Here is a 21,984-nt window from a genome sequence, read left to right as displayed (position 1 = left end):
AGTGGGATCGAGGGGAGGGTCAGCGGCGGGTCGTGTACCCGATGGCGGCGGCGAGACCCGCGAGGACGGCGACGCTGGTGAGGGCGATCGGCAGGGTGAACCAGTCGGCCATGAAGCCGATGGCGGGCGGGCCGAGGAGCATGCCGCCGTAGCCGAGGGTGGAGGCGGTGGCGACGCCGTTGGGTCCTGCCAGGGTGCCCGCGCGTTCGACGGCGACGGGGAAGATGTTGGCGAGGCCGAGGCCGGTGATGGCGAAGCCGACGAGGGCGAGCCAGACGGTGGGGGCGAGCGCGCCCAAGAGCATGCCGGCGGCGGCCGTGGTGCCACCGCCGACGAGTATCGGGGTCTGGCCGAGGCGTTCGAGCAGGGTGGTTCCGCTGAGGCGGCCGATGGTCATGGCGAGGGCGAAGCAGGAGTAGCCGGCGGCGGCGATGCCGGGGTGGGCGGCGAGGTCCTGTTCGAGGTGAAGGGCGCCCCAGTCGGCGAGCGCTCCTTCGCCGAAGGCGGTGCAGAGGGCGATGAAGCCGAAGACGATCACCAGGCGTCGGGTACGGGTGTCCGGGCGCCGCGGTGCACTGGCCTCGGGGTGGGCGCCGCTCGGTGAAGCCGCTGGAGTCGCCGGAGTCGCCGGAGTCGCCGGAGTCGCTGGGGTCGGCGGTTCGAGGCGCAGGAGGGTGCGGCCCGCGACGGCGGTGACGACCAGGCCGATCACGGTGAGGCCGAGGAGGTGGCGCGTGGGGGAGAGGGACCCGGCGATCAGCCCGCCGAGCCCGGCGCCGACCATGCCGCCCAGGCTGAACGCGGCATGAAAGCTGGGCATGATCGGGCGCCGCATGGCGGCCACCAGGTCGACGGCGGCGCTGTTCATGGCGACGTTGATGCCGCCGTAGCCGGCCCCAAAGATCAACAGCACGGCACCCAGCGCTAGCGCCGAGTGGGTCAGCGGCGGCAGTGCCACGCTGAGTGAGAGCAGTACACCGCAGACCACCGTTACCGGGTGGCTGCCGAAGCGGCGGCAGAGCCGTCCGGTGAGCGTCATCGTGATGACGGCGCCGGCGGACACCCCGAGCAGCGCGAGCCCGAGGTCGCTGGCCGACGCGCCGGTCTGTTCCTTGATGGCGGGGATGCGGACGACCCATCCGGCGAAGATGAAGCCGTCGAGCGCGAAGAAGACGGTGAGCGCGACACGGAGCCGGACCAGGCCCGGGGGAGTGGCCCGCGACGCTGCGGACGTGGTTTTGTTTACTAGCGGCACAAAGTCAGAGTAGAGGTGTGCCCCCGTGGCGTACAAGACGGTTCGCGTGAGGTGGCGGTCACCTGTGGGTGGAGGGGTCTGATGGGTGCGGAGTGCGGAGTGCGGAGTGCGGAGTGCCGGTGGGCCGCCAGCGGCGGGAGGCTTGCGGGTGAGTCGATGCTGTCCGGAGGTCGACATGCAGAAGATTCCCGGTTCGCAGCTCGGCGGACCGGTGTCGGGTGGGATTTCGTCGCGGCAGGGGAAGGGAAGTGGGCGGGCGGTGTACGGGCAGATGACGGCTGAACGGCGAGGCGACGTACGGATCATGGGAGACTCGCCCTCATGAACGGCAAGGCTGCCCCCCGCGTCGACGGGGATCTGTCCACGCGTACGCGCCTGGAGCGAGGGCGCGGAGCGCTCGGGCCCGCTCTCGAGCTCGTCCACACCGGGCGCGCCCCGACCCGTGCCGTACTCACCGCCGAACTCGGCGTCACCCGTGCCACGGCGGGCGCCGTCGCCGCCGAGCTGGAGGCGCTCGGCCTGATCAGGATCGACGCGAGGCCGAGCGCGCCCGCGGGGTCCCAGGGCCGCCCCTCGCACGGCCTCTCCATCGCGGAGGACGGTCCTGTCGCGCTCGCCGCGCAGGTGCACTCCGACGGTTTCCGGGCTGCGCTCGTGGGGCTCGGCGGCCGGATCGTCGCCACCGCGCCCGGCTGCGAGACGATCGACGCCGACCCCGCGCAGGTGCTCGGCTCGGTCATCGACGCGGGTGCGCAACTGCTGCGGGAGACCGGCAGGCGGTGCGTGGGCGCGGGCCTCGCGGTGCCGTCGGCCGTCGCCGAGCCGGAGGGCACCGCGCTCAACCCGCTGCACCTGGCGTGGCCCGCGGGCTCGCAGGTGCGCCAGATCTTCGCCGATTGCGTACGGGAGGCGGGGATCGCCGGACCCGCGTTCGCCGCCAACGACGTCAACCTCGCCGCGCTCGCCGAGCATCGGCACGGCGCCGGGCGTGGCGCGCGCGATCTGCTGTGCGTGGCGACCGGACACCGCGGGGTCGGCGGCGCGCTCGTGCTCGACGGGCGCCTGCACACCGGCAGTTCGGGCCTTGCGCTCGAAGTCGGCCACCTCACCGTCAATCCGGAGGGCCGCCCGTGCCACTGCGGCAGCCGGGGCTGCCTGGACGTCGAGACGGACCCGCTGGCCTTCCTCACGGCGGCGGGCCGCGAGCCGGGCCCCGAGGGGCTGTTGCTGCAGGCGCGCGAGCTGCTGCGTGACGGGGGCGGGGACCCCGCGGTCCGCGCGGCGGCCGAGGAGCTCATCGACCGCCTCGGCCTCGGGCTCGCGGGCCTGGTGAACATCCTCAACCCGGACCGCATCATCCTGGGCGGCCTGCACCGCGCACTCCTCGAGGCCGACCCCGAGCGGCTGCGCGCCGTCGTCGCCGACCGGAGCCTGTGGGGACGCAGTGGCGGCGTACCGATCCTCGCCTGCACGCTGGACCACAACAGCCTGGTGGGGGCCGCCGAGCTGGCCTGGCAGCCGGTGCTCGACGACCCCCTCGCGGCGTTGGGCTAGGGCCTTCAGAAGGTCTCAGGTGCGAGCGGCGGTTTCCTTCGCCTTCGCGGGAGCCGCGCCCCGGGGTCCGGTGGCCGGCTCCTGGGCCCCAACTCCGGTCGTGGCGGCTGAGGTTCGCTCCTCACGCAGCCGCCGCAGGTCGGGCAGCAGCGTGAGGAGGCCGAGCGCCGCGAGACCGGCGCCGATCCAGAGCGGCGCCCGCAGGCCGAACGTATCGATGGCGGGCCCGCCCACGGACGTCGCGATGATGATGCCGAGGGTGATGAACGAGGTGTGGACGGTGTTCACCAGCGGCCGGGCGTTGCCCGTGCGCTGTACGCGGGTCACCAGGGCCGGGTTCATGGTGACCCCGACAAGGCCGATGCCCATCATCAACACCACTGCCGCCACGCTCAGTTGGGCGAATATGGCGAAGCCGGCGAGGAACGCGAGGTTGAGCAGCAGTCCGGTGAGCAGGACCGGCACGGTGTGCTTGTCGGCGAACCGACCGACGACGGTGTTGCCGATGAGGGTGGCCGCTCCGTACGCGATGAGCAGGAGCGGGACGGTGCCCGTGGAGAACCCGGTGACCTCGGTGAGGATCGGGTTGAAGTAGCTGAAAGCGGAGAACGTGGCGCCGATGACGAAGGTGCTGGTGGTGAGCGTGAGCCAGAGCCGGGGGCTGCGCAGGGCGCCCAGTTCCTGGCGCAGACCGGGGCTTGCCCCGCCGCCGGCGCCCTCGGTGCCGGCGCGTTCCGTGCGGGGCACTCCGGCGAGGGTGGCGAGCGCGGCGATGACGGTCAGGCCGGTGATGGCCCAGAACGCGGCGCGCCAGCCCAGGTGTTCACCGATGACGGTGGCCAGCGGCAGCCCGAGAAGGGTGCCGAGCATCAGCCCGTTGAGGGCCACCGAGATGGCCCTGCCCCGCACTTCGGGGCGGGTGAGTTCCGAGCACATCGAGATGGCCACGCCGAAGAAGGCCTGTGACGCGATGCCGGTGATGATGCGGGCAACCAGCATGGTGCGATAGTCCGGGGCCAGAGCGGCGAGGACGTTGCCTGCCAGGAAGACCCCGAACAGGACCATCAGGGCCGACTTGTGACGCACCTTCAGCAAGGCGATCGTCAGGAAGGGCCCGCCGAGAGCCATCGCCGTGGCGAAGGCGGTGATCAAGTATCCGATCTCCGGAATCGTGGCGTCGAGTCCGTCGGCCATCTGCGGCATCAGACCGGCGACCACGAACTCACTGGTCACCATGGCGAAGATGCCGAGGGCCAGTAGATAGACGGCGCGGGGCATGGGGGCTCCTGTCGGGGATGGGGTGGCGGGTAGTTATGAATTGCTCAGTACAAAACTTATGGACTGGTCGGTGCAAAACGAGGGTGTGCGCATGCGGGGGGTGGCTCAGGGGCGAAGGGGGAGGGGGCTGAGGGGGTGGTCCGGCGGGTCGAACGAGTCAAGCCGCCAAGCTGCCAAGCCGCCAACCTGTCAAGCAGTCAGAACGTCAAAGCGTCAAACCTTCAACGCGTCCAAGGCGGTCTCGGCGATGGCCGTCAAGGCCGCGCGGTCGACGCCGCCCTGTGCGGAGATCCGCATACCGCCGATGACGGCGTTCAGGAAATGGGCCAGCTCGCCCGCGTCCCGCGTGGAGGTGATGTCGCCGCCGACCTGCCCTGTACGGATCACGGCGCTGATGGCGGCCAGCCGGACCGCGAGGTCGCCGGCGAGCATCTCGGCGGCCTCGGGGTCGCGCCCGGCCAGCTCCACCGTCGTGTTGACGGTCAGGCAGCCGATGCTGTGTCCGTCCTCGCGGCACGCGAACTCGGTGTCGATGATGTGCTCGAAGAGGGCGCGAAGGCGCGCCATCGGGGGGCGTTCCGCGTCCTCCAGGATCTCGACCTGGACGGACGTCATCGAGTCGATGTAGCGGGCCAGGGCTCGCCGGAACAGTTCGTGCTTGCTGCTGAAGGTGTTGTAGATGCTGCTGCGGCCCAGGCCGGTGGCTTCGCACAGGTCCTGGGTCGAGGTGGCCTCGTAGCCATTCGCCCAGAAGGCGTGCATCGCCGCGTCCAGGGCCCGTTCCTCGTCGAAGGTTCTCGGTCGGGCCATGTCCGTACCGTACAAGTTTTGGAACGCTCAGTGCAATATGCGAGCAGGTGGGTCTCGTCCACCCTGGCGTGCCGCGCGATCCCTACGCCCACTCCACCGCGAACGCGCGAGCCGGGTTGTCCCGCAGAATTCTTTCGACCAGCTCTTCCCCCACGGCGAGTTCGAGCCGTGGGCGCACCCTGCGCAGCAGATACGGCAGCCCTGGCCCGCCGTTCACCGCGCGGGCTCCGGCCGTCGTCGTGTCGCCGCCTAGGAGCAGCTGGTCGACGAAGCCCGCCTCGGTCAGGGCCTGTACCGCTTCCGGCATGCGCCAGTCCGTGGCGTGGTGGGCACGGGAGGGTCCGTCGAAGGCGAGGTACACGCCGGCTTCGGCCGCCTGGCGGTGGACCGCGAGGTCGGGGGAGCGGTTCAGGTGGCCGAGGATCAGGCGGTCGGGCGGGACGCTCAACTCGCCGCACAGCAAGTCGAGTACGTCCAGTGCGCCGGTGCCGAGCTCCAGGTGGACGGCGATGGGCGCGCCGGTCGCGTGGTGGGCCTCGGCCGCCGCTTTCATCGTCCAGCGGGCGTGCGCGTCCAGACCGTGGAACCCGCCCGCGACCTTGATCAGCCCGGCCCGCACGCCGGTGTCGGCGATGCCCTTGCTGATCTCCCGTGCGAAGAGGTCCGCAAGCCCGACTGTGCGGAGACGCTCGAGCAACTCCGGGGTGTAGTGCTCCGCTTGGTGCAGACCCGTCGCCGCGACAAGTCGTACGCCCGACGTCCGAGACAGCTCGGGCAGCTCGTCCGCGCGGCGCCCCATGCCATGCGGTGTCCACTGGATCAGGCTCTCGCCACCGGCCTCCCGGAAGGCCGCGAGCTCCTGGGCTGCCGCGGCCGGCGAGTCCAACTCCTGTCCCGGTAGCTGAGGACTCGACAGGAACAGGTGGTCGTGGGCGTCGCAGGTGCCGAGGACCACCGGATCGACGTCCCCGAGGACGGTGCGGACCGTGCGGACCGTTCGGGCCACACCCGACGCAACCGCCACACCCGCCGCGCTCACCACTGCTGCCCCCGGGGGAGTACGTGCCGCTCCGGCGCGGACAGGTGCAGCACCTGGAACACATCGCCTTGGCCCTGGCCATGGCGCTTGCCCTCGGGTGACGCGTGGTCCCAGACGGAGAAGTGCACGGCCTCCCACGTCCGCGGATCGATGGCCGCGGCCGCGTAGACAGCTCCGTCCTGGCGCGCCAACCGCCCGGTCTCGCGGACGAGTTCGACGGCCAGGTCGCCGACGTGCGTGCCTGCGGGGATGCGCGTGCGACGACGTATCGCCGCTTTCGCGGACGACCCGGCATTTGAGGCGACCCCCTCCACGAACGCCAGACCCGTCCAGTGCTGTACCTCCGGGCGCCCGAAGTCATCGACGATGCCCTGGAATCCGGGGCCCCAGAGGAAGGAGTTCATGCCCGCCGGGGTGTTCCAGAGGTAGAACGGCGCGTACTGGTTGACGGGGGAGCCGTCGACGCCGCGTTCGCGGATCAGGTACGCCTTGGTGCCGAGGCCCGGGTAGTTGTCCAGCAAATGCCCTTTGGATGCGACCCTGTTGCGGATGACGGTCATGTCGTAGTCGGCCGGAAGCGTGATCTCGTATTGCATCGCGTGCATGGTGGTTGGTAGCTCCTCGCGCTCAGGCCGTCGGGTACTCGTCGGCGCCCACATGGGCGTCCCAGTGCTCGGCGGGGCCTGCCTGGCTGTCGGGCCGGCTGCGTGTGATGTGCACTGCTCTTCAACTCCGCTACGGAGTAGGGCTGGTGGCGGCGAACAGCAGCGCGAGCAAGCCCCGCACCCCGGCGTCGAACGCCGCAGGTGACCCCGAGGCGCGGGCCAGCACGTAACCGCCCTGGACCGTCGCGACGACCGTCGCCGCGATCGCCTGCGCGTCGAGCGTTGCCGCGAACTCGCCCCGGCCCTTGCCTTCTTCGACGATCCCCGCGATGCGGTCCCGCAGCCAATCGAGTGTCTCGGTGACGGGTGCGCGCAGTTCGGCGCTCGCGATGACGTCCGGGTCCATGGTCAGCCGCCCGATCGGGCAACCGCGCAGGACGTCGCGCTCGCGCAACAGGTACGCCTCGATGCGTTCGTACGCCGATCCCGTGCCGCCGAGTACGCCCTCGGCCGTGGCGCGCATCTCGTCCGCCGTACGCCTGATCGCGGCGAGCGCCAGGTCGGGCTTCCCGGCGAAGTGGTGGTACATGCTGCCTTGCCCGGCGCCCGCGTGCTGCTGGATGGCCTTGGGGCTCGTGCCGACGTAGCCGCGCTCCCACAGCAGTTCGCGAGTGGACTCGATCAGACGCTCCGGGGTGCTCATGAAATCACTGTACATACTAGTAGGTACAGAGGTCTAGGTGGCGGGCTCAGCCCACCCCGGGAGCAGCCCCGCAGGCCCCGCGTACTCCCGCAGTGGTACGCGCACTGCCGCTGGCCGTACGACGACTCGGACCCCCTCGGCGCGCGAGTCTCAAGACACCGAAGACACCGCAAGACGCCGGCCAGTACACCGCAGGCACTCGCTCCCACCGCAGGCATCGCTCGCTCCCGAGGAGATGGACACCATGAACACCCTGGCGCACTTCGACGGCGGGCCCGGCCCGTGGATCCTGTTCTTCCCGCTCATCTGGGCGGCCGTCGTGATCGGCGGCGTCACCCTCCTTCGCCGCACCGTCTGGCGGGGCCGCCGCGCGCCGTGGCAGCGGGGCGGCGGCGAGCGGAACGTACGCATCGACGAGCATTCGCCCATCGCCGTGCTCGGCCGCCGCTTCGCCTCCGGCGAGATCGACGAGGACGAGTACTGGCGGCGCCTCTCCGTCCTGAACGAGGAGTTCGGACGCACCTCCAAGGGCGGTGCGGCATGACCACCCCGGCCGGAACCGGAGGCCCAGGCGCGACCACCACCAGCACCACCATCAGCACCACCACCGACAACGCCGCCCGCGTTACCGACGCCGTCAAGGTCTACGGCCGCGGCGACACCGCCGTACGGGCCCTGGATGGGGTGAGCGTCGGCTTTCCCGCCGGGCGCTTCACCGCGATCATGGGTCCGTCGGGCTCCGGCAAGTCCACCCTGATGCACTGTGCCGCGGGCCTCGACACCCTCACCTCGGGGGCTGCCCTAATCGGCGACACCGAGCTGGGCTCGCTCGACGACCGGCGGCTGACCCTCCTGCGCCGCGACCGCATCGGCTTCGTCTTCCAGGCCTTCAACCTGGTGCCGACGCTGACCGTGGCCGAGAACATCACGCTCCCGATGGACCTCGCGGGCAAGCGCCATGACGGTGCGTCAGACGAGTGGACCGACGCTCTCATCGACGTGGTGGGGCTGCGTGACCGGCTCCACCACCGGCCCGCCGAACTCTCCGGCGGACAGCAGCAACGCGTCGCCGTGGCAAGGGCGTTCGCGGGCCGGCCCGACGTGGTCTTCGCCGACGAGCCGACCGGCAACCTCGACTCGCGCTCCGGTGAGGAGGTGCTGCGCCTCCTCGGCCGCGCCGTACGGCAGATGGACCGCACCGTCGTCATGGTCACCCATGACCCGGTGGCCGCGGCCCACGCCGACGAGGTCGTCTTCCTGGCCGACGGCCGCCTCGTGGACCGGATGGCGGACCCGACCGCCGACAAGGTCCTCGACCGGCTCAAGGCCTTCGACGCGAAGGCCGCCGGTCCCCAAAACCCCCGTACCGCATCCGCATCTCACGCCGAGGGAGCCCCGTCATGAGTTCCCTCAGCGCCTCCACGCGCATCAGCCTGGCCTCGCTGCGCGGCCACAAGCGGCGCTTCGCGGGTACGTTCCTCGCGGTCATGCTCGGTGTCGCCTTCCTGGCGGGCACGCTCGTCATGGGCGACACCCTGCGCGGCAGCTTCGACACGATGTTCGGCAACGCGACGCGTGGCACCGATGCCGTCGTGCGCAGCGCCGACACCATCACCACCCCCGACGACAGCCAGGGCACCCGGCAGCCCGTCAAGACCTCGCTCGTCGAGAGAATCGAGCGGACCGACGGCGTCGCCGCCGCCGCGCCCGCCATCCAGGGCGCCGGCCAACTCCTGGGCAAGGACCGCGAACCCATCGGCGGTGAGGGCCCGCCCACGCTCGCCGGCAACTGGATCGACGACAAGGAGCTGAACGCCTACCAACTGGCCGAGGGCCGCGCCCCCGCCAAGTCCGGCGAGGTCGTCATCAACCGAGGCGCCGCGAAATCCGGCGACCTGAAGATCGGCGACACGACCACGCTGCGCACCCCCGACCCCGTCCAGGTGACGATCGTGGGCCTCGCCACCTTCGGCGGCGAGGACGGCATGGCGCAGACCACCTTCACCGGCATGACGCAGGCCGACGCCGAGAAGTACCTGACGCCGAAGCCCGGCGAGGCCGCGACCATCCAGGTGCGGGCCGGGCCCGGCGTGAGCGAGCAGGAACTCGTCGACGCGCTGAGTCCCGTACTGCCCAAGGGAGTTGAGGCGATCACCGGTGAGGCGTCGGCCGCGGAGAACACGGACGACATCTCCGGCCAGTTCCTGACGCTCTTCACCAGTTTCCTGCTGGTCTTCTCCGGGGTCGCCCTGCTCGTCGCCACCTTCAGCATCCACAACACCTTCGCGATCGTCGTCGCCCAGCGCACCCGCGAGAACGCGCTCCTGCGCGCGCTCGGTGCCTCCCGCCGGCAGGTCACGGCGGCCACCCTGGTCGAGGCGAGCGTGGTCGCCGTGATCGCGTCCGCCGCGGGCCTCGCCGGTGGCATCGGGATCGCGGCCGGGCTCCAGGCGCTCTTCCCGGCCATCGGATTCCCCTTCCCCGAGGGCGACTTGGTGATCAGCGGCCTGTCGATGCTGCTGCCGCTCGCCGTCGGCATCGTGGTGTGCCTCGGCTCCGCCCTGCTGCCCGCCGTGCGCGCCGGGCGCACCGCACCCCTGGCCGCGCTGCGCGAGACGGCGGTGGACCACTCCGGGGCCTCGCGGGGACGTGCGGTCTTCGGCACGCTCCTCGCGCTCACCGCCGTGGGTCTCTCGCTGATCGGCGTCCTCGTCAGCCCGTCCGTGTGGCTGGCCGGGGCCGGGGCCGTCCTCGCGCTCGTCGCGTTCGTGGTGCTGGGGCCGGTGGCGTCCTCGCGGGCGGTACGTGTTCTCGGCGGGCCCCTGGACCGGCTGCGCGGTGTCACGGGCGGACTCGCCCGGCGCAACGCCCTGCGCAGCCCCAAGCGCACCGCCGCCACCGCGAGCGCCCTGATGATCGGTGTCGCCGTCGTCTCGCTCTTCACGGTCTTCGGCGCCTCGCTGAAAGCGACCATGGACCAGACGGTGAACCGCTCCTTCGCCGGTGACCTCGCCATCAGCACCCCCGGCTTCGGCGCGGGCGGCAGCGGACTCAGCCCCAAGCTCGCCCCCGCGCTCGCCGAGCGGCCGGAGGTGGCGACCGCGGTCGGCCTCGGCAAGGGCGCGGCGGAGGTCGACGGGAAAGGCCGCGCCCTGACGGTGACCGACCCGGGCCCCTTCGCCAAGTCCTTCGACCTCGGCAAGGTCGACGGCACGCTGGACGGCCTCGGCACCGACGGCATCGCGATCACCCGGGAGGAGGCCGAGAAGCAGGACCTGAAGGTCGGCTCCAGGACCGAGCTCGCCTTCGCCGACGGCAAGAAGGCCACCTTCACCGTCCGCGCGCTGTACGGCCGGTCGGAGCTCGCGGGGGACTACGTCATCACCCGCGAGGCCTGGGCGCCGCACCGCATGCAGGACGCCGACAGCCTCGTCTCCGTGAGCTTCAAGGCAGGAGTGAGCGCGGACGAGGGCAAGGCCGTGGTCTCCGAGGTCGCCCAGGAGTACGGGAATCCGGATGTGCAGACACGTGGTGAGTACGCGCAGTCCGCGGCGGGCGGCATCGACATGATGCTCACGCTGGTCTACGCCCTGCTCGCGCTCGCCGTCCTGATCGCCCTGCTCGGCATCGCCAACACGCTCACCCTCGCCGTCCACGAACGGACCCGTGAGCTGGGCCTGTTGCGTGCCGTCGGGCAGACCAGGGCGCAGCTGCGGGCCATGGTCCGCTGGGAGTCGGTGCTCGTCGCCGCCTTCGGCACGGCCGGTGGCCTGGTGCTCGGCGGCTTCCTCGGCTGGGTGCTCGTCAAGGCTTCGGACGGCGCGACGAGCAGTGCCTTCGCGTTCGCGGTGCCACCCGTGCAGTTGACGGTGGTCGTCCTGGTGGGCCTGACGGCGGGAGCCCTCGCGGGTCTGCGTCCGGCACGGCGGGCCGCACGCCTGGACGTGCTGCGTGCCATCGCCACCGAGTGACGTAGGACGCGCGCTCCATGGGGGCTGTCACCGCCCGGTCAGCCGACAACGGCCGACCGGGCGGGAGCATGTCCGGGCGCGTGCCCGTCGGCGAGGGACCGCGGCCCCGCACCCAGGTCCGCGAAGGGACCCGCGGTGGCCGCGCCGTACACCGGGTGGGTGGACGGCAGTGCGACGGCCGGCGTAGGGGCCGGGAGGGTGAACCAGACGACCTTGCCCGTGTCGCCGTGCGGGCGCACCCCCCAGCTCTCGCTGACGGCGGCGACCATGGCGAGCCCGCGGCCACAGGTCGCGAACGGCTCCGCGTCGTTCACCTCGGGGAGGCGGGGATCGTGGTCGTGCACGGAGACCGTGAGGCGGTCGAGCAGGAGCTCGATCTCCACGGTGCACACCTTGTCCGGCTGTGCGTGCCGGTGCACGTTGGTCAGGAGCTCGGTCACACCGAGCGCGGCCTGGTCTATCAACGGATCGAGATGCCAGTAGCGCAACTGCGCCGATACGATTCTGCGGACCTGGCCGATCCGCGACGGCAGAGCCTGAAGCTCCACCGTGCAATATCTGCTTGGCTGGCTGATCACGACTGCGGCTCCCCGAATTGTGGTCCGGAAGAAGACGACGATCGGATCCAGCAGCGGCCGCGGGGTCTGCCGGTCGCTGTATGTGACCGGCGGGCTGGTTCGCAGCGTCATCGCCGATGAACCCAGAGTGATGTGAGACCAGAGTGACTCAGGGGGTGCGGGCGTGCAACTCGCACCGTCCCGGCCGGGAGCGCGTGGGCCCCTGCGGCGCGTGTCCTGCGGTCAGGCGGTCGCCCTGTGACCCTTGGCCCTGCGCACCGCGTCGATGAACTTGCGGACCGTGGGCGGCCCTGCCTTGCCGGGCGCCGGATCATGGTCGGCGAGGGTGAGGCGATAGCGCGTGCCGTTCAGTTCGGCAAGGGCCCGGTCGTCGGCGGCGAACCATGGCTTGCCGGCTCGCACCGTCTGTACGGGCGCGCTGTCGATCTCCCTGCCATAACTGGTCAGCAGCTCGAACCTGCCGTCGGTGATACGGATTTGACCCGCCCGGGTGAGGGAGCGCAGCCGTCGTCCGATCCGCACGCCTGTGGCCGTGAACTCCGGCTCCGCCATGACGTTCCGCCCCCTTGAGCGCTTCGGTATGTCGTTCCGTACGGGACCGCCTTCCCGTGCGGTGCAGTCTGCACGCACCTGACGTCGAGCACCAGTGCGTATGAAGACGTGGTCATAACCGGACCACATCCTCTCCCCAGTGTGCGGTGCCCCGGTGCCAGTCGGTTGTGCCAGGTGTGCCTTTGAGGGTCTCAAAGGTGTGTTTATGCAGGTGAGAAGCGTGCGGAAGGTGCCTATGATCGAGGTGTCCGGCCCGCTCCGAGCGCGGCCAGGTTGACGCCAAGGAGCCGCGCGGTGAGCACCACACAGCAGGATCAAGCCGACGAGCCGATGACCACGCTCGACGTGGACCGCAGCGACGCGGAGTACCGGGCCTGGCTCAAAGAAGCCGTGCGCAAGGTGCAGGCGGACGCGAACCGTTCCGCCGACACGCACCTGCTGCGCTTCCCGCTGCCGGAACAATGGGGCATCGACCTGTATCTCAAGGACGAATCGACCCACCCGACCGGCAGCCTCAAGCACCGCCTCGCCCGCTCGCTCTTCCTCTACGGACTCTGCAACGGCTGGATCCGGCCGGGACGGCCGGTCATCGAGGCGTCCAGCGGCTCGACGGCCGTCTCCGAGGCGTACTTCGCCAAGCTGATCGGGGTGCCCTTCATCGCGGTGATGCCCCGCACGACCAGCGCCGAGAAGTGCCGCCTGATCGAATTCCACGGCGGCCGATGTCACTTCGTGGACGACTCACGCACGATGTACGCCGAGTCGGCCGCCCTCGCCGTCGAGACCGGCGGTCACTACATGGACCAGTTCACCTACGCGGAACGGGCCACGGACTGGCGGGGCAACAACAACATCGCCGAGTCGATCTACCAGCAGATGAGGCTGGAGCGCTACCCCGAGCCCGCGTGGATCGTCGCCACGGCGGGCACGGGCGGTACGTCGGCGACCATCGCCCGCTACGTCCACTACATGCAGCACGACACCCGGCTCTGTGTCGCCGACCCCGAGAACTCCTGCTTCTTCGACGGCTGGACCCACCACGACCCGGACGCCACCAGCGACTGCGGCTCCCGCATCGAGGGCATCGGCAGGCCGCGCATGGAGCCCAGCTTCGTGCCCGGCGCGATCGACCGCATGATGAAGGTGCCGGACGCGGCGAGCGTCGCCGCCGTGCGCGCCCTGGAGCAGGCGATCGGCCGCAAGGCGGGCGGCTCGACCGGCACCGGCCTGTGGAGCTCCTTGAAGATCGTCGCTGAGATGGTGGCCGAGGGCCGCACCGGCAGCGTCGTCACCCTCATCTGCGACCCGGGCGACCGCTACCTGGACAAGTACTACTCGGACGCGTGGCTGGCCGAACAGGGGATGGACATCACGCCGTACTCCGCCGCGATCAAGTCGCTCCTGGCGAACGGGACCTGGACCTAGAAGGCCGCAACTCCGGTACGGGACTCAGGCGTTGGCCGCGGTCAGGCGGCGGTCCAGGGCGGTGACGGCGTCGCGGAAGGCGCGGCCCATGCCCGGCCTGCCGAGCTTCAGGGCGAGGCGGAACGGCGCGACGCCGTCCGCGGCGAACGTCCACTGCACGCGGGTGCCGGTCCCGGCCGGGGTGAGCCGCCACTCCTCAAGGAGGGCGCGCAGGCCGGGGGCGTTCGTCTCGTCGACGCGGTAGGCGTACCGCCGGGAGGCCTCGGCCGCGACGATCGTCTCCCAGAAGCGCGTGCCGCCCTTGAGCTGGACCTCGCGGCCCTTGGCGCCGTCCGCGCAGTCGATGGGCCGGCACAGCGTGACCGCCGTGAACCACTCGGGCCAGGCGGTCATGTCGTCGGCGAGCGCGCGGTACACCGCCTCCAGGGGCGCGCTCACCTCACGCGCGAAGACCAGACGCAACGGAGCGGACTCGACGAACCGCAGTCCCACGGGCTTCAGTCGGCGTGCCATCGAACTCAAGCCCCCAGGCGGAATCGGGTCGTTGACCGGGCACCGACACCATAGCTGGCGGCTCGTCAGATGTCTGCGGTGCTCCCGGCGTTCTCCGCCCGCCCCGCGTCCACGCCGTTTCCGAGCCGCTCGTCGGACCCCGGCTCCTCGGGCTCGCCCGTGATCACCAGACGCCGCAGACGCTCGGAGATCTCCGTACGCGCCTCCGCGGGCAGCCCCGCGTCCGTCACCAGCGTGTCGACCTGATCCAGGCCGGCGAACGAACTGAGGCCCACCGTCCCCCACTTGGTGTGGTCGGCGACCACGATGACGCGGCGCGCCGACTGCACCAGGCGCCGGTTGGTCTCCGCCTCCGCGAGATTGGGCGTGGACAGACCGGCCTCCGCCGATATGCCGTGCACACCCAGGAAGAGCACATCGAAGTGCAGCGCGCCGATCGCCTGGTCGGCGACCGGGCCGACCAGCGAGTCCGACGGGGTGCGCACACCGCCCGTGAGGACGACGGTCGCCGCTCCCTGGCGCTGGCCCGAGGTGCGCTGCGCGGAGTGGAAGACGTCCGCGACCCGCACCGAGTTCGTCACCACCGTCAGGTCCGGCACGTCGAGCAGATGATGGGCCAGTGCGTACGTCGTCGTGCCGCCGGAGAGCGCGATCGCCGTGCCCGGCGCCACCAGGGAGGCCGCGGTGCGCGCGATGTCCTCCTTGGCGTTCAGCTCGAGGCCCGACTTTGCCTCGAAGCCCGGCTCGTGGGTGCTCGCCTCCACCACCGGGACGGCGCCGCCGTGCACCTTCTCCAGGACACCCTGGCGGGCGAGGGCGTCGAGATCGCGGCGGACCGTCATGTCCGACACACCCAGCTTGCGGGTCAGTTCATTGACACGGACCCCGCCCCGGCGGCGTACCTCATCGAGGATCAAGGCGCGGCGCTGCTCCGCGAGGAGGTTCTGATTCTCACTCACGTCCGTCCCGGCCCTTCTGCCTCGTCACACCCGTCGCGCCCGTCCATCACGCTGCCTCATCCTCGCATGTGCCGCCGACAGGCGGTCCACCGCCCGATTCCGCGCGGTCACCCAGAACGGGGAGATTACGTGATGGCTGGTGTGGACGAGGTCAGGAGTGGAGATCCTTCTCCCCTGACCACGCGCACATCGGGGGAAGCGAACAGTGGCAGCTGACCACAGAGAAGAGACGGCTCTCGAACTCCTCGTCCATGGGGTGGGGGGCACGACACCCGAAGAGATGCTCGGCGATCCGCGGACCGTGCGGATCTCCGGCGACGAGACGGCGGCCGTGTTCCGCCGCGCCGAGGACGCCGACGCCGAGAAACGCCCGGACGACTACCGGGGCAAGCCGGTCCCGGAGGCGTACGTCTGGTGCAATCTGACCTCAGGCAACGGCTCGCGGGCCCTGTGGCTCCTGCTCCTTCCGTTCATGGTGGTCAACCTCGCGCACTGGATGCGCCCCACGTCACGACGCATGCGCAAGACCGTGCGGACGTACGGTCTCCTGGTGCGCCTGACCGGGCTCACCCTCACCGTCCTGCTGGTCGCCGCCGCCTGTGAGGTCGCCGTCGACCTGATCGCCTGGCAGTGCGCGGGCACTCCGGAGTGCGCCGCCGAACGCTCCTGGCTCGGCTTCCTCGCGACCGACGCCTCCGGGCACGGCGGCTGGTGGAGCCAGCCGGGACGCCGTCTCGCCTTCGCCGCCCTGCTGCCGGCCGCGCTCACCGGGCTGCTCTGGTACCTGTCCCAGCGCACCTGGAGCGCGTACGAGTCCCAGACGCCGCTGCCCCACCAGGACGACCCGGAGGAGGAGCCCGGCCGCACCGCGCTCGGCAAGCCCGGCTTCTGGTACGGGCGCCGCCTCGTGGCCCGCCTGCGCGCCGCGCACACGGCCGCCGGGTTCCTCACGGTGGCCGCCGCGGTCGGCGCCGCGGCCGCACGCCACGACCGGAAGCCCGGTGGCCCCGCGCTGTTCGACGCCCTCGGCTGGCTCCTCGTCGTGACGCTGCTCCTCGGCGGCGGCTTCGTCGCCCTGGTCGTCTGGCGCAGGGGCCGCAGCGAGAGCAGGCTCGACCGGCACCTGGACGCGAAACTGATCCGCGCGCTGCCCCTCGGCGCGCTCACCCTGCTCGTCCTGACGCTTGTGTACGCGGGATGGTCACGCCCCGGCTGGACCTCCGACGGCAGGCTCCCGGGCAACGCGACCTTCGGCGGCATCGCCCTGGTCCAAGGGCTCCTGGTCATCGCGCTCGCGGTGGCCGCCCGCGCGCTCTACCGCACGGCCCCCGACCCGCGCACCGCCCTGCGGGGCTTCGCGGGCCCCTCCGTGGCCATGCTCGCCTGCGCGCTCGGCGGCGTGATGTCCGGAGGCGGCGCCCAGCGCGTCGCCGACTGGCTCGACGGCGCGGGAGAGCCGGGCTCCGGCGGCACCATCGACGGCCCACCCGTGCTCCTGACCTGGCAGGCATCGGTCATCCCGCCCCTCCTCGTGGTCGTCGCCGCACTCTGCGGCTGGCTCGGCGTCCGCACCTGGCGACGGGCACGCCGCGACCGGGAGACCATCCCGCTCGAATACCCCGGCGAGCCGAAGGACGCGGCCCGCAGCCGCCGCATCGCGGGCACGCGCGCGCGTGCCGCCCTCACCGACCGTGCCCCCCTTCTGGTGGGCATCACCTCGGCGGTGACGCTGCTGCTCGGCGCGGGCGCCCTGGTCGGCGCCTGGGTGAGCGAGGAGGTCCCGAGCAAGGCCGCGCAAGGGCTGCCGCTCTTCTTCGAGGGCGCGGCCGAGACCTCGCAGGCGCTTGGCTCCTGGCTGATCGGCTTCGGTTTCATACTGTTCGTGACGTGGGGCCGCCGCGCCTACCGCGACGCCTCCGCACGGCGCACCATCGGCATCCTGTGGGACGTCGGCACCTTCTGGCCGCGCGCCGCCCACCCCTTCGCCCCGCCCTGCTACGCCGAGCGTGCCGTCCCCGACCTCACCTGGCGTATGCACACCTGGACCCGCGCGACGCGCGCCACCGGGGGCAGGCTCGTCATCTCAGGCCACTCGCAGGGCAGTGTTCTCGCCGCCGCTGCCGCCTGGCAACTGTGGCCCTCGGTCCGCAAGAGGGTCGCCCTGCTCACCTACGGCTCACCCCTGGAGCGCCTCTACGGCCGCTGGTTCCCCGCCCACTTCGGCCCGGCCGCCCTCGACTCCCTGCACCGCGAGGTCGACTGCTGGCGCAACCTGTACCGCAGCACCGACCCGATCGGCGGTCCCGTACGGGTCCAGGCCGAGGACGACGGACCGAAGGTCGACCACGACGCGCTCAAGGACCCCCTGGTCTACGGACGCACGGAGGAACACCCGCTGCCCGCACCGATCCTGGGCCACGGCGACTACCGGGCCGATCCCGCCTTCGCCGAGGAGCGGGCGAAACTGCTCGCCCGGCTCAAGCCCGCCGTGCCGGCCCCGCGCGCCCTCGAACCCGCAGCCGAGCCCGTGGCCGCGGTCACGGCAGCTCCGGCAGATCCTCCGGATACAGCAGGGTGAGGTCGTCCTTGCTCGGTTCCTCGAACTGGGCGACGCGGCCCGCGTGCCGCTCCACCATCGCCTCGAACGTCTGGCGCGCGGTACGGCCGTTGCCGAACGCGGGACCCTTGGGAAGCGCCGTGAAGTACTTCAGGAGGGCCTCGCCCGTCCCCGTGTCGAGGTGGTACTCATGCTCCTCGGCCTGCTGCTCGACGATCCGCAGCAGCTCCTCGGGGGCGTAGTCGCCGAAGGTGATGGTCCGTGAGAAGCGGGAAGCCACACCGGGGTTGACCGAAAGGAAGCGCTGCATCTCGGCCGTGTAGCCCGCGACGATCACTACCACGGCCTCGCGGTGGTCCTCCATCAGCTTCACCAGGGTGTCGATGGCCTCCCGGCCGAAGTCACGCCCGGAGTCCTCGGGCGAGAGCGCGTACGCCTCGTCGATGAACAGCACACCGCCGCGCGCCCGGTCGAACGCCTCCTGGGTGCGGATCGCCGTCGACCCGATGTGCTCGCCCACCAGGTCGACCCGCGACACCTCGACGAGATGCCCGCTCTCCAGGACGCCGAGCGAGGCCAGGATCTCGCCGTAGAGCCGCGCCACGGTCGTCTTGCCGGTGCCGGGAGAGCCGGTGAACACCAGATGGCGGCGCACGGACGCGGCCTTGAGCCCGGCGAGCTGCCTGCGCCGCCCCACCTCGATCATGTCGGTGAGGGCGCGCACCTCGCGCTTGACGCTTTCCAGGCCGACCAGCGTGTCGAGTTCACCGAGCACGTCCTTGGAGGAGCGGGACGGCGGCTCGGGGGCCGTGGTCGTCGCGGGCGCCAGATCCGCGCGCTGACCGGGGATCGCGCCGAGCAGCCCCACGGACTGCTTCGCCGTCTGCGGAGCCGCCTCCGGCGCCGCGGCAGCCGAGGCCGCCGCGGTCCGTACCCCGCCGCTCTCGTCGCTCGTGCAGTCCTCGACGAGCGGCCCGTCCTCCGCGAACTCGAAGCCGCCGCGCGCGCACCGCTCCGTACGGCACTTCTTGAGCGTCGTACGGCAGCCGTCGATGACGTGGAAGCCGTACCCTCCGCTGTCAGTCACCCGGCAGCCGTGCAGGCTGCCGCGGCCGCCCGCCGAGACGTAGAACCCCGCCTCCGCGGGTGAGGTGACCGTGCAGCGCTCCAGGGTGGGGTCGGCGCCCTTGGTGACGATGACGCCCGTCTGGACGCCGTCGACCGTGCAGTTGGCCAGGGTGCCGCCGCTGCCGTGGTCGCGGAACCACGCGCCGGTGGCGGCGTCGCGGATGCGGCAGTCGTCCAGCTGCGCCGTCGCGCCGTCGCTCACGGACACCGCCGTGTTGCGCACCTGGGAGAGATCGCTGTCGACGACGTCGGCGCGCGAGCCGCGGTCGAGGACGAACAGGGCGTCCGGCACGTCGTGCACCCGGCAGGACTCCAGGACGGCCGTCGCGCCGTCGCTGACCCACACCGCGGGGTAGTCGCCCGTGCTGTCGTGGATCTCGCACTGGTTGGCGTCCACGCGCGTGCCCGGGTCCCACACCGAGAGGCCGTTGCGCCCGAACTGGCGCACGGTGGAACGCGTGAGGGTCAGGACCGAACGCGAACGCAGGTCGATCGCGTTCTCCGGGATGTCGTGGATGCGGCAGTCGGCGAGCGTGAGGACCGCGTCCGTGTCGAGCGTGACGCCGTCCGACGTCGTGCGGTGCACGTCGCAGTCCGTCAGATGCGCCGCGGCCCGCCCGGTGATCTGCACGCCCGAACCCTTGACCTCGTACACCTCGCAGCCGATCGCCTCCAGGCCCGAGTGCTCACCGGTCACCGAGAGCCCCGCGCCGGACGCGTGATGCACCCGGCAGCGCTCGAGACGGGGGTGCGCGCCACCGCGCACCGCTATGCCCGACTGCCCGGCCGCGACGACCTCGCACTCCTCGAAGACCCCGCCCCCGCCGTCGAGCACGGCGATACCGATGCCACCCGGATTGTCGACCGTGCAGCGCCGCACGGTGGGCCGTGCTCCGCCGCGCACCTCGATGCCGCTGGCGGAACGGGTCACCACGCGTACGTCGATGAGTTCGGGCGCCCCGTCCTCGACGAGCAGCGCGGGCGCGGCCGAGTCCTGGCCCTCGACATGCAGGTCCTGCACCACGGCGGACGACCGGACGGTGAGCGGCACCCCGTCGGCGGGCGCGATGCGGACGGAGCCGGGGGAGCCCTCGGGGCCGCGCAGCGTCACCGCCCGCTGGACGACGAGGTTCTCGCGGTACGTGCCGGGGGCGATGGTGAGGACGTCCCCGTCGCTCGCGGCCTCCAAGGCGGCAGCGAGCGATGCGTACTCACCCGTGCGGCGCCGCCACCGCGAGGTTCCGGTGTGCGTCACCTGGACCGTGCCCTGTGCCATGGAGTTGCTCTGCCCCCACCTTGTCGTACGCGGGTCCTCACGACCTCGCGCAAGGCGCCGAAGAGTTCGGCCGGTCCACCGTAGCGCGCGCGGCGAGGGCGAGTTGACCCGATCGCCAGGCTCTCACCTGGTCATCGCCGCTCTCTCACCGGACCCGGAGGTCCATAGGGGTGCCCCGATTAGGGCTTCATGAGCCGGTGCCGGTCCGTCCCCAGTCCGGCCCCGCCTTCTCCCAGGCCTGGTCCCAGCGGTCGTGACGCCGCACCACGATGCGCCAGACGACGATCCGGCGGGCTCCCTCGATCAGTCCGGCGACCGCCGCGGCGGCGCCGATCCCGGCCAGTGCCGCGTGCGTTCCGGCGGTCGCGTCGTCCAGCGGGCGGCCGACCACCTGACCGTGCTCGTCCGTCCAGAGCCGGAATCGGTCGCCCGGGTCGGGGGACTGGAGGGCGGCCACCACCGCACCGGTGTGCGCCGTGCCGTCCGGGGCGGTCCATTCGGCGAGCACCCGGCTGTGCCGGTCGCGCGCGGAAGACGTCTCGGGATCGGGGTCGACCGGGGGGCCCGAAATCTTCTTGATCACCATGCCCGCGACCTCGTGCCGCACCTCTCGCTGTTGCCGCACCGACTGGAGCAGGGCGTCCCGCGAGGCGTCGCCGACCGCGAAGCCGGCCAGCGGCACGGAGACGGCGATGAGCAGCACGGCCACGAGGGCCAACCAGGCTTCGACGAGGTCGGTCCTGCGGCGCAGCGGATTGTGCCGCCAGCGCCAGAGCCCGACGAGTGCTCGCACAGTCCTGCACCCCCTTCCGCGTCCGTGATAACCGCAAGCGGCACGGCCCACGCGCCGACGGGAGAAAGAGAGAGCCACATCACCCTTCTCATCCACGCTCAACGACCGTGCCGGGCCTTCGAGTTCCCGAGCCGGCGTCTCTCAATCGAGGACGGTGAACGCGTCGCCGATCCGGATCGATCCGGTCGTCTCCGGCACCAGATTCTGGCCGAAGACCAGCTGGTCACCGAAGCGGCGGTGCTTGGCGAGCGTGCGCAGCGGCTCCTTGCCGCGCTCCGCGCTGCGCTGGTCGGTGGTGGTCACGACACAGCGGCCGCAGGTCTTGGCCACCCGGAAGGTGACCTCGCCGATGGCGACGCGCGACCAGTCGTCCTCGGCCCAGGGCGCCGTCCCGTCCACGACCACATTCGGCCGGAAACGGTTCATGGGCAGCGGCCCCTCGTCGGAGTGGTCGCCCTGGGCGATGAGCGAGTTCAGGGCGTCGAGGGAGGAGAGCGTGGTCAGGAGCAGGGGATACCCGTCGGCGAAGGAGACGGTCTCGCCGTCCTTGGCGTACGCCGGGTCGATGGGGCGTCTGGTCGCGGGGTCGTCGAGGTGGACGAGCCGGGCGTCCGTGTCCAGGTAGGCGCTGAACCAGGCGTGCGCCGCCGCGTCCGCGGGCACCGCCTCGACCATGTCCTTCCAGATGTCCACCGTGACGGTCTGGCCGGGCGGCGGCACGGCGACCGTCAGCGGCTCCCGGCCGGGCGCGGACATGCGTATGCCGCCGCCGGGCAGGAGCTCGGCGGCGGCCAACGCCAGCCGCGGATGCGGTCGTTGCGTGATGATGCGTCCGTCGCTGTCCACCAGGAGCCACCGCCGGTCACCCGCGAGCCCCCAGGGCTCGACGACGGCCTCACGCGGAGCGTGTCCCCCGACCGCCTTGAGCGGGTAGAAGTGGATCGAGTGCAGCGCTGGATTCGGCATGACGCCATCCTGCCAGCAGCCA

General features: G+C 71.6%; 19 protein-coding genes. 6 read left to right on the top strand and 13 right to left on the bottom strand.

Going from position 1 to position 21,984, the window contains the following annotated elements; all coding sequences use genetic code 11:
- Window positions 1–19 precede the first annotated feature (19 nt).
- Window positions 20–1,255 carry an MFS transporter gene (locus AB0M70_RS22190; RefSeq protein WP_365821827.1) on the bottom strand — a complete coding sequence of 412 codons (1,236 nt, stop codon included), beginning with the start codon at window positions 1,253–1,255 and terminating at the stop codon, window positions 20–22.
- 321 nt (window positions 1,256–1,576) lie between these two features.
- On the opposite strand from AB0M70_RS22190, the gene AB0M70_RS22185 reads away from it, so the two are divergent.
- Entirely contained in the window at window positions 1,577–2,809 is a 1,233-nt protein-coding gene (locus AB0M70_RS22185; RefSeq protein WP_365821825.1) for an ROK family protein, read from the top strand.
- Window positions 2,810–2,824: 15 nt separating this feature from the next.
- On the opposite strand, the gene AB0M70_RS22180 is transcribed toward AB0M70_RS22185, so the two are convergent.
- The 5 genes from AB0M70_RS22180 to AB0M70_RS22160 all read right to left on the bottom strand — a co-directional run bounded on the left by AB0M70_RS22180 (window position 2,825) and on the right by AB0M70_RS22160 (window position 7,244).
- A complete protein-coding gene (locus tag AB0M70_RS22180) occupies window positions 2,825–4,087 on the bottom strand; it encodes an MFS transporter (RefSeq protein WP_365821823.1) in 1,263 nt (420 codons plus the stop codon).
- A gap of 213 nt (window positions 4,088–4,300) precedes the next feature.
- Entirely contained in the window at window positions 4,301–4,897 is a 597-nt protein-coding gene (locus tag AB0M70_RS22175; protein WP_365821821.1) for a TetR/AcrR family transcriptional regulator, read from the bottom strand.
- A gap of 82 nt (window positions 4,898–4,979) precedes the next feature.
- On the bottom strand, window positions 4,980–5,903 hold the full coding sequence (locus AB0M70_RS22170) for a phosphotriesterase (protein ID WP_365821819.1): 924 nt from the start codon (window positions 5,901–5,903) through the stop codon (window positions 4,980–4,982).
- Window positions 5,904–5,932: 29 nt separating this feature from the next.
- Window positions 5,933–6,541, bottom strand: coding sequence for a DUF4865 family protein (locus AB0M70_RS22165; RefSeq protein ID WP_365821817.1), 609 nt, complete (start codon window positions 6,539–6,541; stop codon window positions 5,933–5,935).
- Between the two features lie 130 nt (window positions 6,542–6,671).
- Window positions 6,672–7,244, bottom strand: a complete 573-nt coding sequence (locus tag AB0M70_RS22160) for a TetR/AcrR family transcriptional regulator (protein ID WP_365821815.1) — start codon at window positions 7,242–7,244, stop codon at window positions 6,672–6,674.
- A gap of 244 nt (window positions 7,245–7,488) precedes the next feature.
- Here AB0M70_RS22160 and AB0M70_RS22155 point away from each other — a divergent pair, with 244 nt between their 5' ends.
- The 3 genes from AB0M70_RS22155 to AB0M70_RS22145 are packed head-to-tail and all read left to right on the top strand — an operon-like array spanning window position 7,489 to window position 11,215.
- The gene (locus AB0M70_RS22155) at window positions 7,489–7,788 is read left to right on the top strand and encodes an SHOCT domain-containing protein (RefSeq protein ID WP_365821813.1); all 300 of its coding nucleotides are present in this window, start codon (window positions 7,489–7,491) and stop codon (window positions 7,786–7,788) included.
- Window positions 7,785–8,648, top strand: coding sequence for an ABC transporter ATP-binding protein (locus tag AB0M70_RS22150; protein ID WP_365821811.1), 864 nt, complete (start codon window positions 7,785–7,787; stop codon window positions 8,646–8,648). Before AB0M70_RS22155 ends, AB0M70_RS22150 begins: the two co-directional genes overlap by 4 nt.
- Entirely contained in the window at window positions 8,645–11,215 is a 2,571-nt protein-coding gene (locus AB0M70_RS22145) for an FtsX-like permease family protein (protein WP_365821809.1), read from the top strand. Before AB0M70_RS22150 ends, AB0M70_RS22145 begins: the two co-directional genes overlap by 4 nt.
- A gap of 38 nt (window positions 11,216–11,253) precedes the next feature.
- Here AB0M70_RS22145 and AB0M70_RS22140 read toward each other — a convergent pair whose 3' ends face one another.
- Both AB0M70_RS22140 and AB0M70_RS22135 read right to left on the bottom strand, forming a co-directional pair.
- On the bottom strand, window positions 11,254–11,793 hold the full coding sequence (locus AB0M70_RS22140) for an ATP-binding protein (RefSeq protein WP_365822375.1): 540 nt from the start codon (window positions 11,791–11,793) through the stop codon (window positions 11,254–11,256).
- A gap of 222 nt (window positions 11,794–12,015) precedes the next feature.
- Window positions 12,016–12,345 carry a hypothetical protein gene (locus AB0M70_RS22135; protein ID WP_365821807.1) on the bottom strand — a complete coding sequence of 110 codons (330 nt, stop codon included), beginning with the start codon at window positions 12,343–12,345 and terminating at the stop codon, window positions 12,016–12,018.
- 330 nt (window positions 12,346–12,675) lie between these two features.
- Here AB0M70_RS22135 and AB0M70_RS22130 point away from each other — a divergent pair, with 330 nt between their 5' ends.
- On the top strand, window positions 12,676–13,770 hold the full coding sequence (locus AB0M70_RS22130) for a PLP-dependent cysteine synthase family protein (RefSeq protein WP_365822373.1): 1,095 nt from the start codon (window positions 12,676–12,678) through the stop codon (window positions 13,768–13,770).
- Between the two features lie 24 nt (window positions 13,771–13,794).
- Here AB0M70_RS22130 and AB0M70_RS22125 read toward each other — a convergent pair whose 3' ends face one another.
- Together AB0M70_RS22125 and AB0M70_RS22120 are read right to left on the bottom strand one after the other, a co-directional pair.
- Window positions 13,795–14,283, bottom strand: coding sequence for an SRPBCC family protein (locus AB0M70_RS22125; RefSeq protein ID WP_365821805.1), 489 nt, complete (start codon window positions 14,281–14,283; stop codon window positions 13,795–13,797).
- 65 nt (window positions 14,284–14,348) lie between these two features.
- Window positions 14,349–15,242, bottom strand: a complete 894-nt coding sequence (locus AB0M70_RS22120) for a DeoR/GlpR family DNA-binding transcription regulator (RefSeq protein ID WP_365821802.1) — start codon at window positions 15,240–15,242, stop codon at window positions 14,349–14,351.
- Between the two features lie 280 nt (window positions 15,243–15,522).
- Here AB0M70_RS22120 and AB0M70_RS22115 point away from each other — a divergent pair, with 280 nt between their 5' ends.
- A complete protein-coding gene (locus AB0M70_RS22115) occupies window positions 15,523–17,820 on the top strand; it encodes a hypothetical protein (RefSeq protein ID WP_365822371.1) in 2,298 nt (765 codons plus the stop codon).
- Here the strand turns inward: AB0M70_RS22115 and AB0M70_RS22110 are convergent.
- From AB0M70_RS22110 to AB0M70_RS22100, 3 genes are all read right to left on the bottom strand, one after another.
- Window positions 17,780–20,203: a right-handed parallel beta-helix repeat-containing protein gene (locus AB0M70_RS22110; RefSeq protein WP_365821800.1), complete on the bottom strand. Its 2,424-nt coding sequence runs from the start codon at window positions 20,201–20,203 to the stop codon at window positions 17,780–17,782. The two genes, AB0M70_RS22115 and AB0M70_RS22110, sit on opposite strands and share 41 nt — an antisense overlap.
- A 187-nt stretch (window positions 20,204–20,390) precedes the next feature.
- Window positions 20,391–20,996, bottom strand: a complete 606-nt coding sequence (locus AB0M70_RS22105) for a hypothetical protein (protein ID WP_365821798.1) — start codon at window positions 20,994–20,996, stop codon at window positions 20,391–20,393.
- Between the two features lie 141 nt (window positions 20,997–21,137).
- Window positions 21,138–21,962, bottom strand: a complete 825-nt coding sequence (locus AB0M70_RS22100; RefSeq protein WP_365821795.1) for an MOSC N-terminal beta barrel domain-containing protein — start codon at window positions 21,960–21,962, stop codon at window positions 21,138–21,140.
- Between the last annotated feature and the right edge of the window lie 22 nt (window positions 21,963–21,984).

Origin of the sequence: Streptomyces sp. NPDC051214 (assembly GCF_040682375.1) — a bacterium.
GTDB lineage: Bacteria > Actinomycetota > Actinomycetes > Streptomycetales > Streptomycetaceae > Streptomyces.
The sequence above is the reverse complement of the archived record's forward strand: the minus strand, read 5'-3'. Positions and strand labels throughout refer to the sequence as shown.

What these genes read in the sequence shown, in the direction of transcription:
- AB0M70_RS22145 (WP_365821809.1), top strand. Translation starts at nt 8,645, where the DNA reads ATGAGTTCCCTCAGCGCCTCCACGCGCATCAGCCTGGCCTCGCTGCGC.
- AB0M70_RS22150 (WP_365821811.1), top strand. Translation starts at nt 7,785, where the DNA reads ATGACCACCCCGGCCGGAACCGGAGGCCCAGGCGCGACCACCACCAGC.
- AB0M70_RS22160 (WP_365821815.1), bottom strand. Translation starts at nt 7,244, where the DNA reads ATGAGCACCCCGGAGCGTCTGATCGAGTCCACTCGCGAACTGCTGTGG.
- AB0M70_RS22130 (WP_365822373.1), top strand. Translation starts at nt 12,676, where the DNA reads ATGACCACGCTCGACGTGGACCGCAGCGACGCGGAGTACCGGGCCTGG.
- AB0M70_RS22125 (WP_365821805.1), bottom strand. Translation starts at nt 14,283, where the DNA reads ATGGCACGCCGACTGAAGCCCGTGGGACTGCGGTTCGTCGAGTCCGCT.
- AB0M70_RS22135 (WP_365821807.1), bottom strand. Translation starts at nt 12,345, where the DNA reads ATGGCGGAGCCGGAGTTCACGGCCACAGGCGTGCGGATCGGACGACGG.
- AB0M70_RS22110 (WP_365821800.1), bottom strand. Translation starts at nt 20,203, where the DNA reads ATGGCACAGGGCACGGTCCAGGTGACGCACACCGGAACCTCGCGGTGG.
- AB0M70_RS22185 (WP_365821825.1), top strand. Translation starts at nt 1,577, where the DNA reads ATGAACGGCAAGGCTGCCCCCCGCGTCGACGGGGATCTGTCCACGCGT.
- AB0M70_RS22175 (WP_365821821.1), bottom strand. Translation starts at nt 4,897, where the DNA reads ATGGCCCGACCGAGAACCTTCGACGAGGAACGGGCCCTGGACGCGGCG.
- AB0M70_RS22165 (WP_365821817.1), bottom strand. Translation starts at nt 6,541, where the DNA reads ATGCACGCGATGCAATACGAGATCACGCTTCCGGCCGACTACGACATG.
- AB0M70_RS22100 (WP_365821795.1), bottom strand. Translation starts at nt 21,962, where the DNA reads ATGCCGAATCCAGCGCTGCACTCGATCCACTTCTACCCGCTCAAGGCG.
- AB0M70_RS22180 (WP_365821823.1), bottom strand. Translation starts at nt 4,087, where the DNA reads ATGCCCCGCGCCGTCTATCTACTGGCCCTCGGCATCTTCGCCATGGTG.
- AB0M70_RS22115 (WP_365822371.1), top strand. Translation starts at nt 15,523, where the DNA reads ATGCTCGGCGATCCGCGGACCGTGCGGATCTCCGGCGACGAGACGGCG.
- AB0M70_RS22155 (WP_365821813.1), top strand. Translation starts at nt 7,489, where the DNA reads ATGAACACCCTGGCGCACTTCGACGGCGGGCCCGGCCCGTGGATCCTG.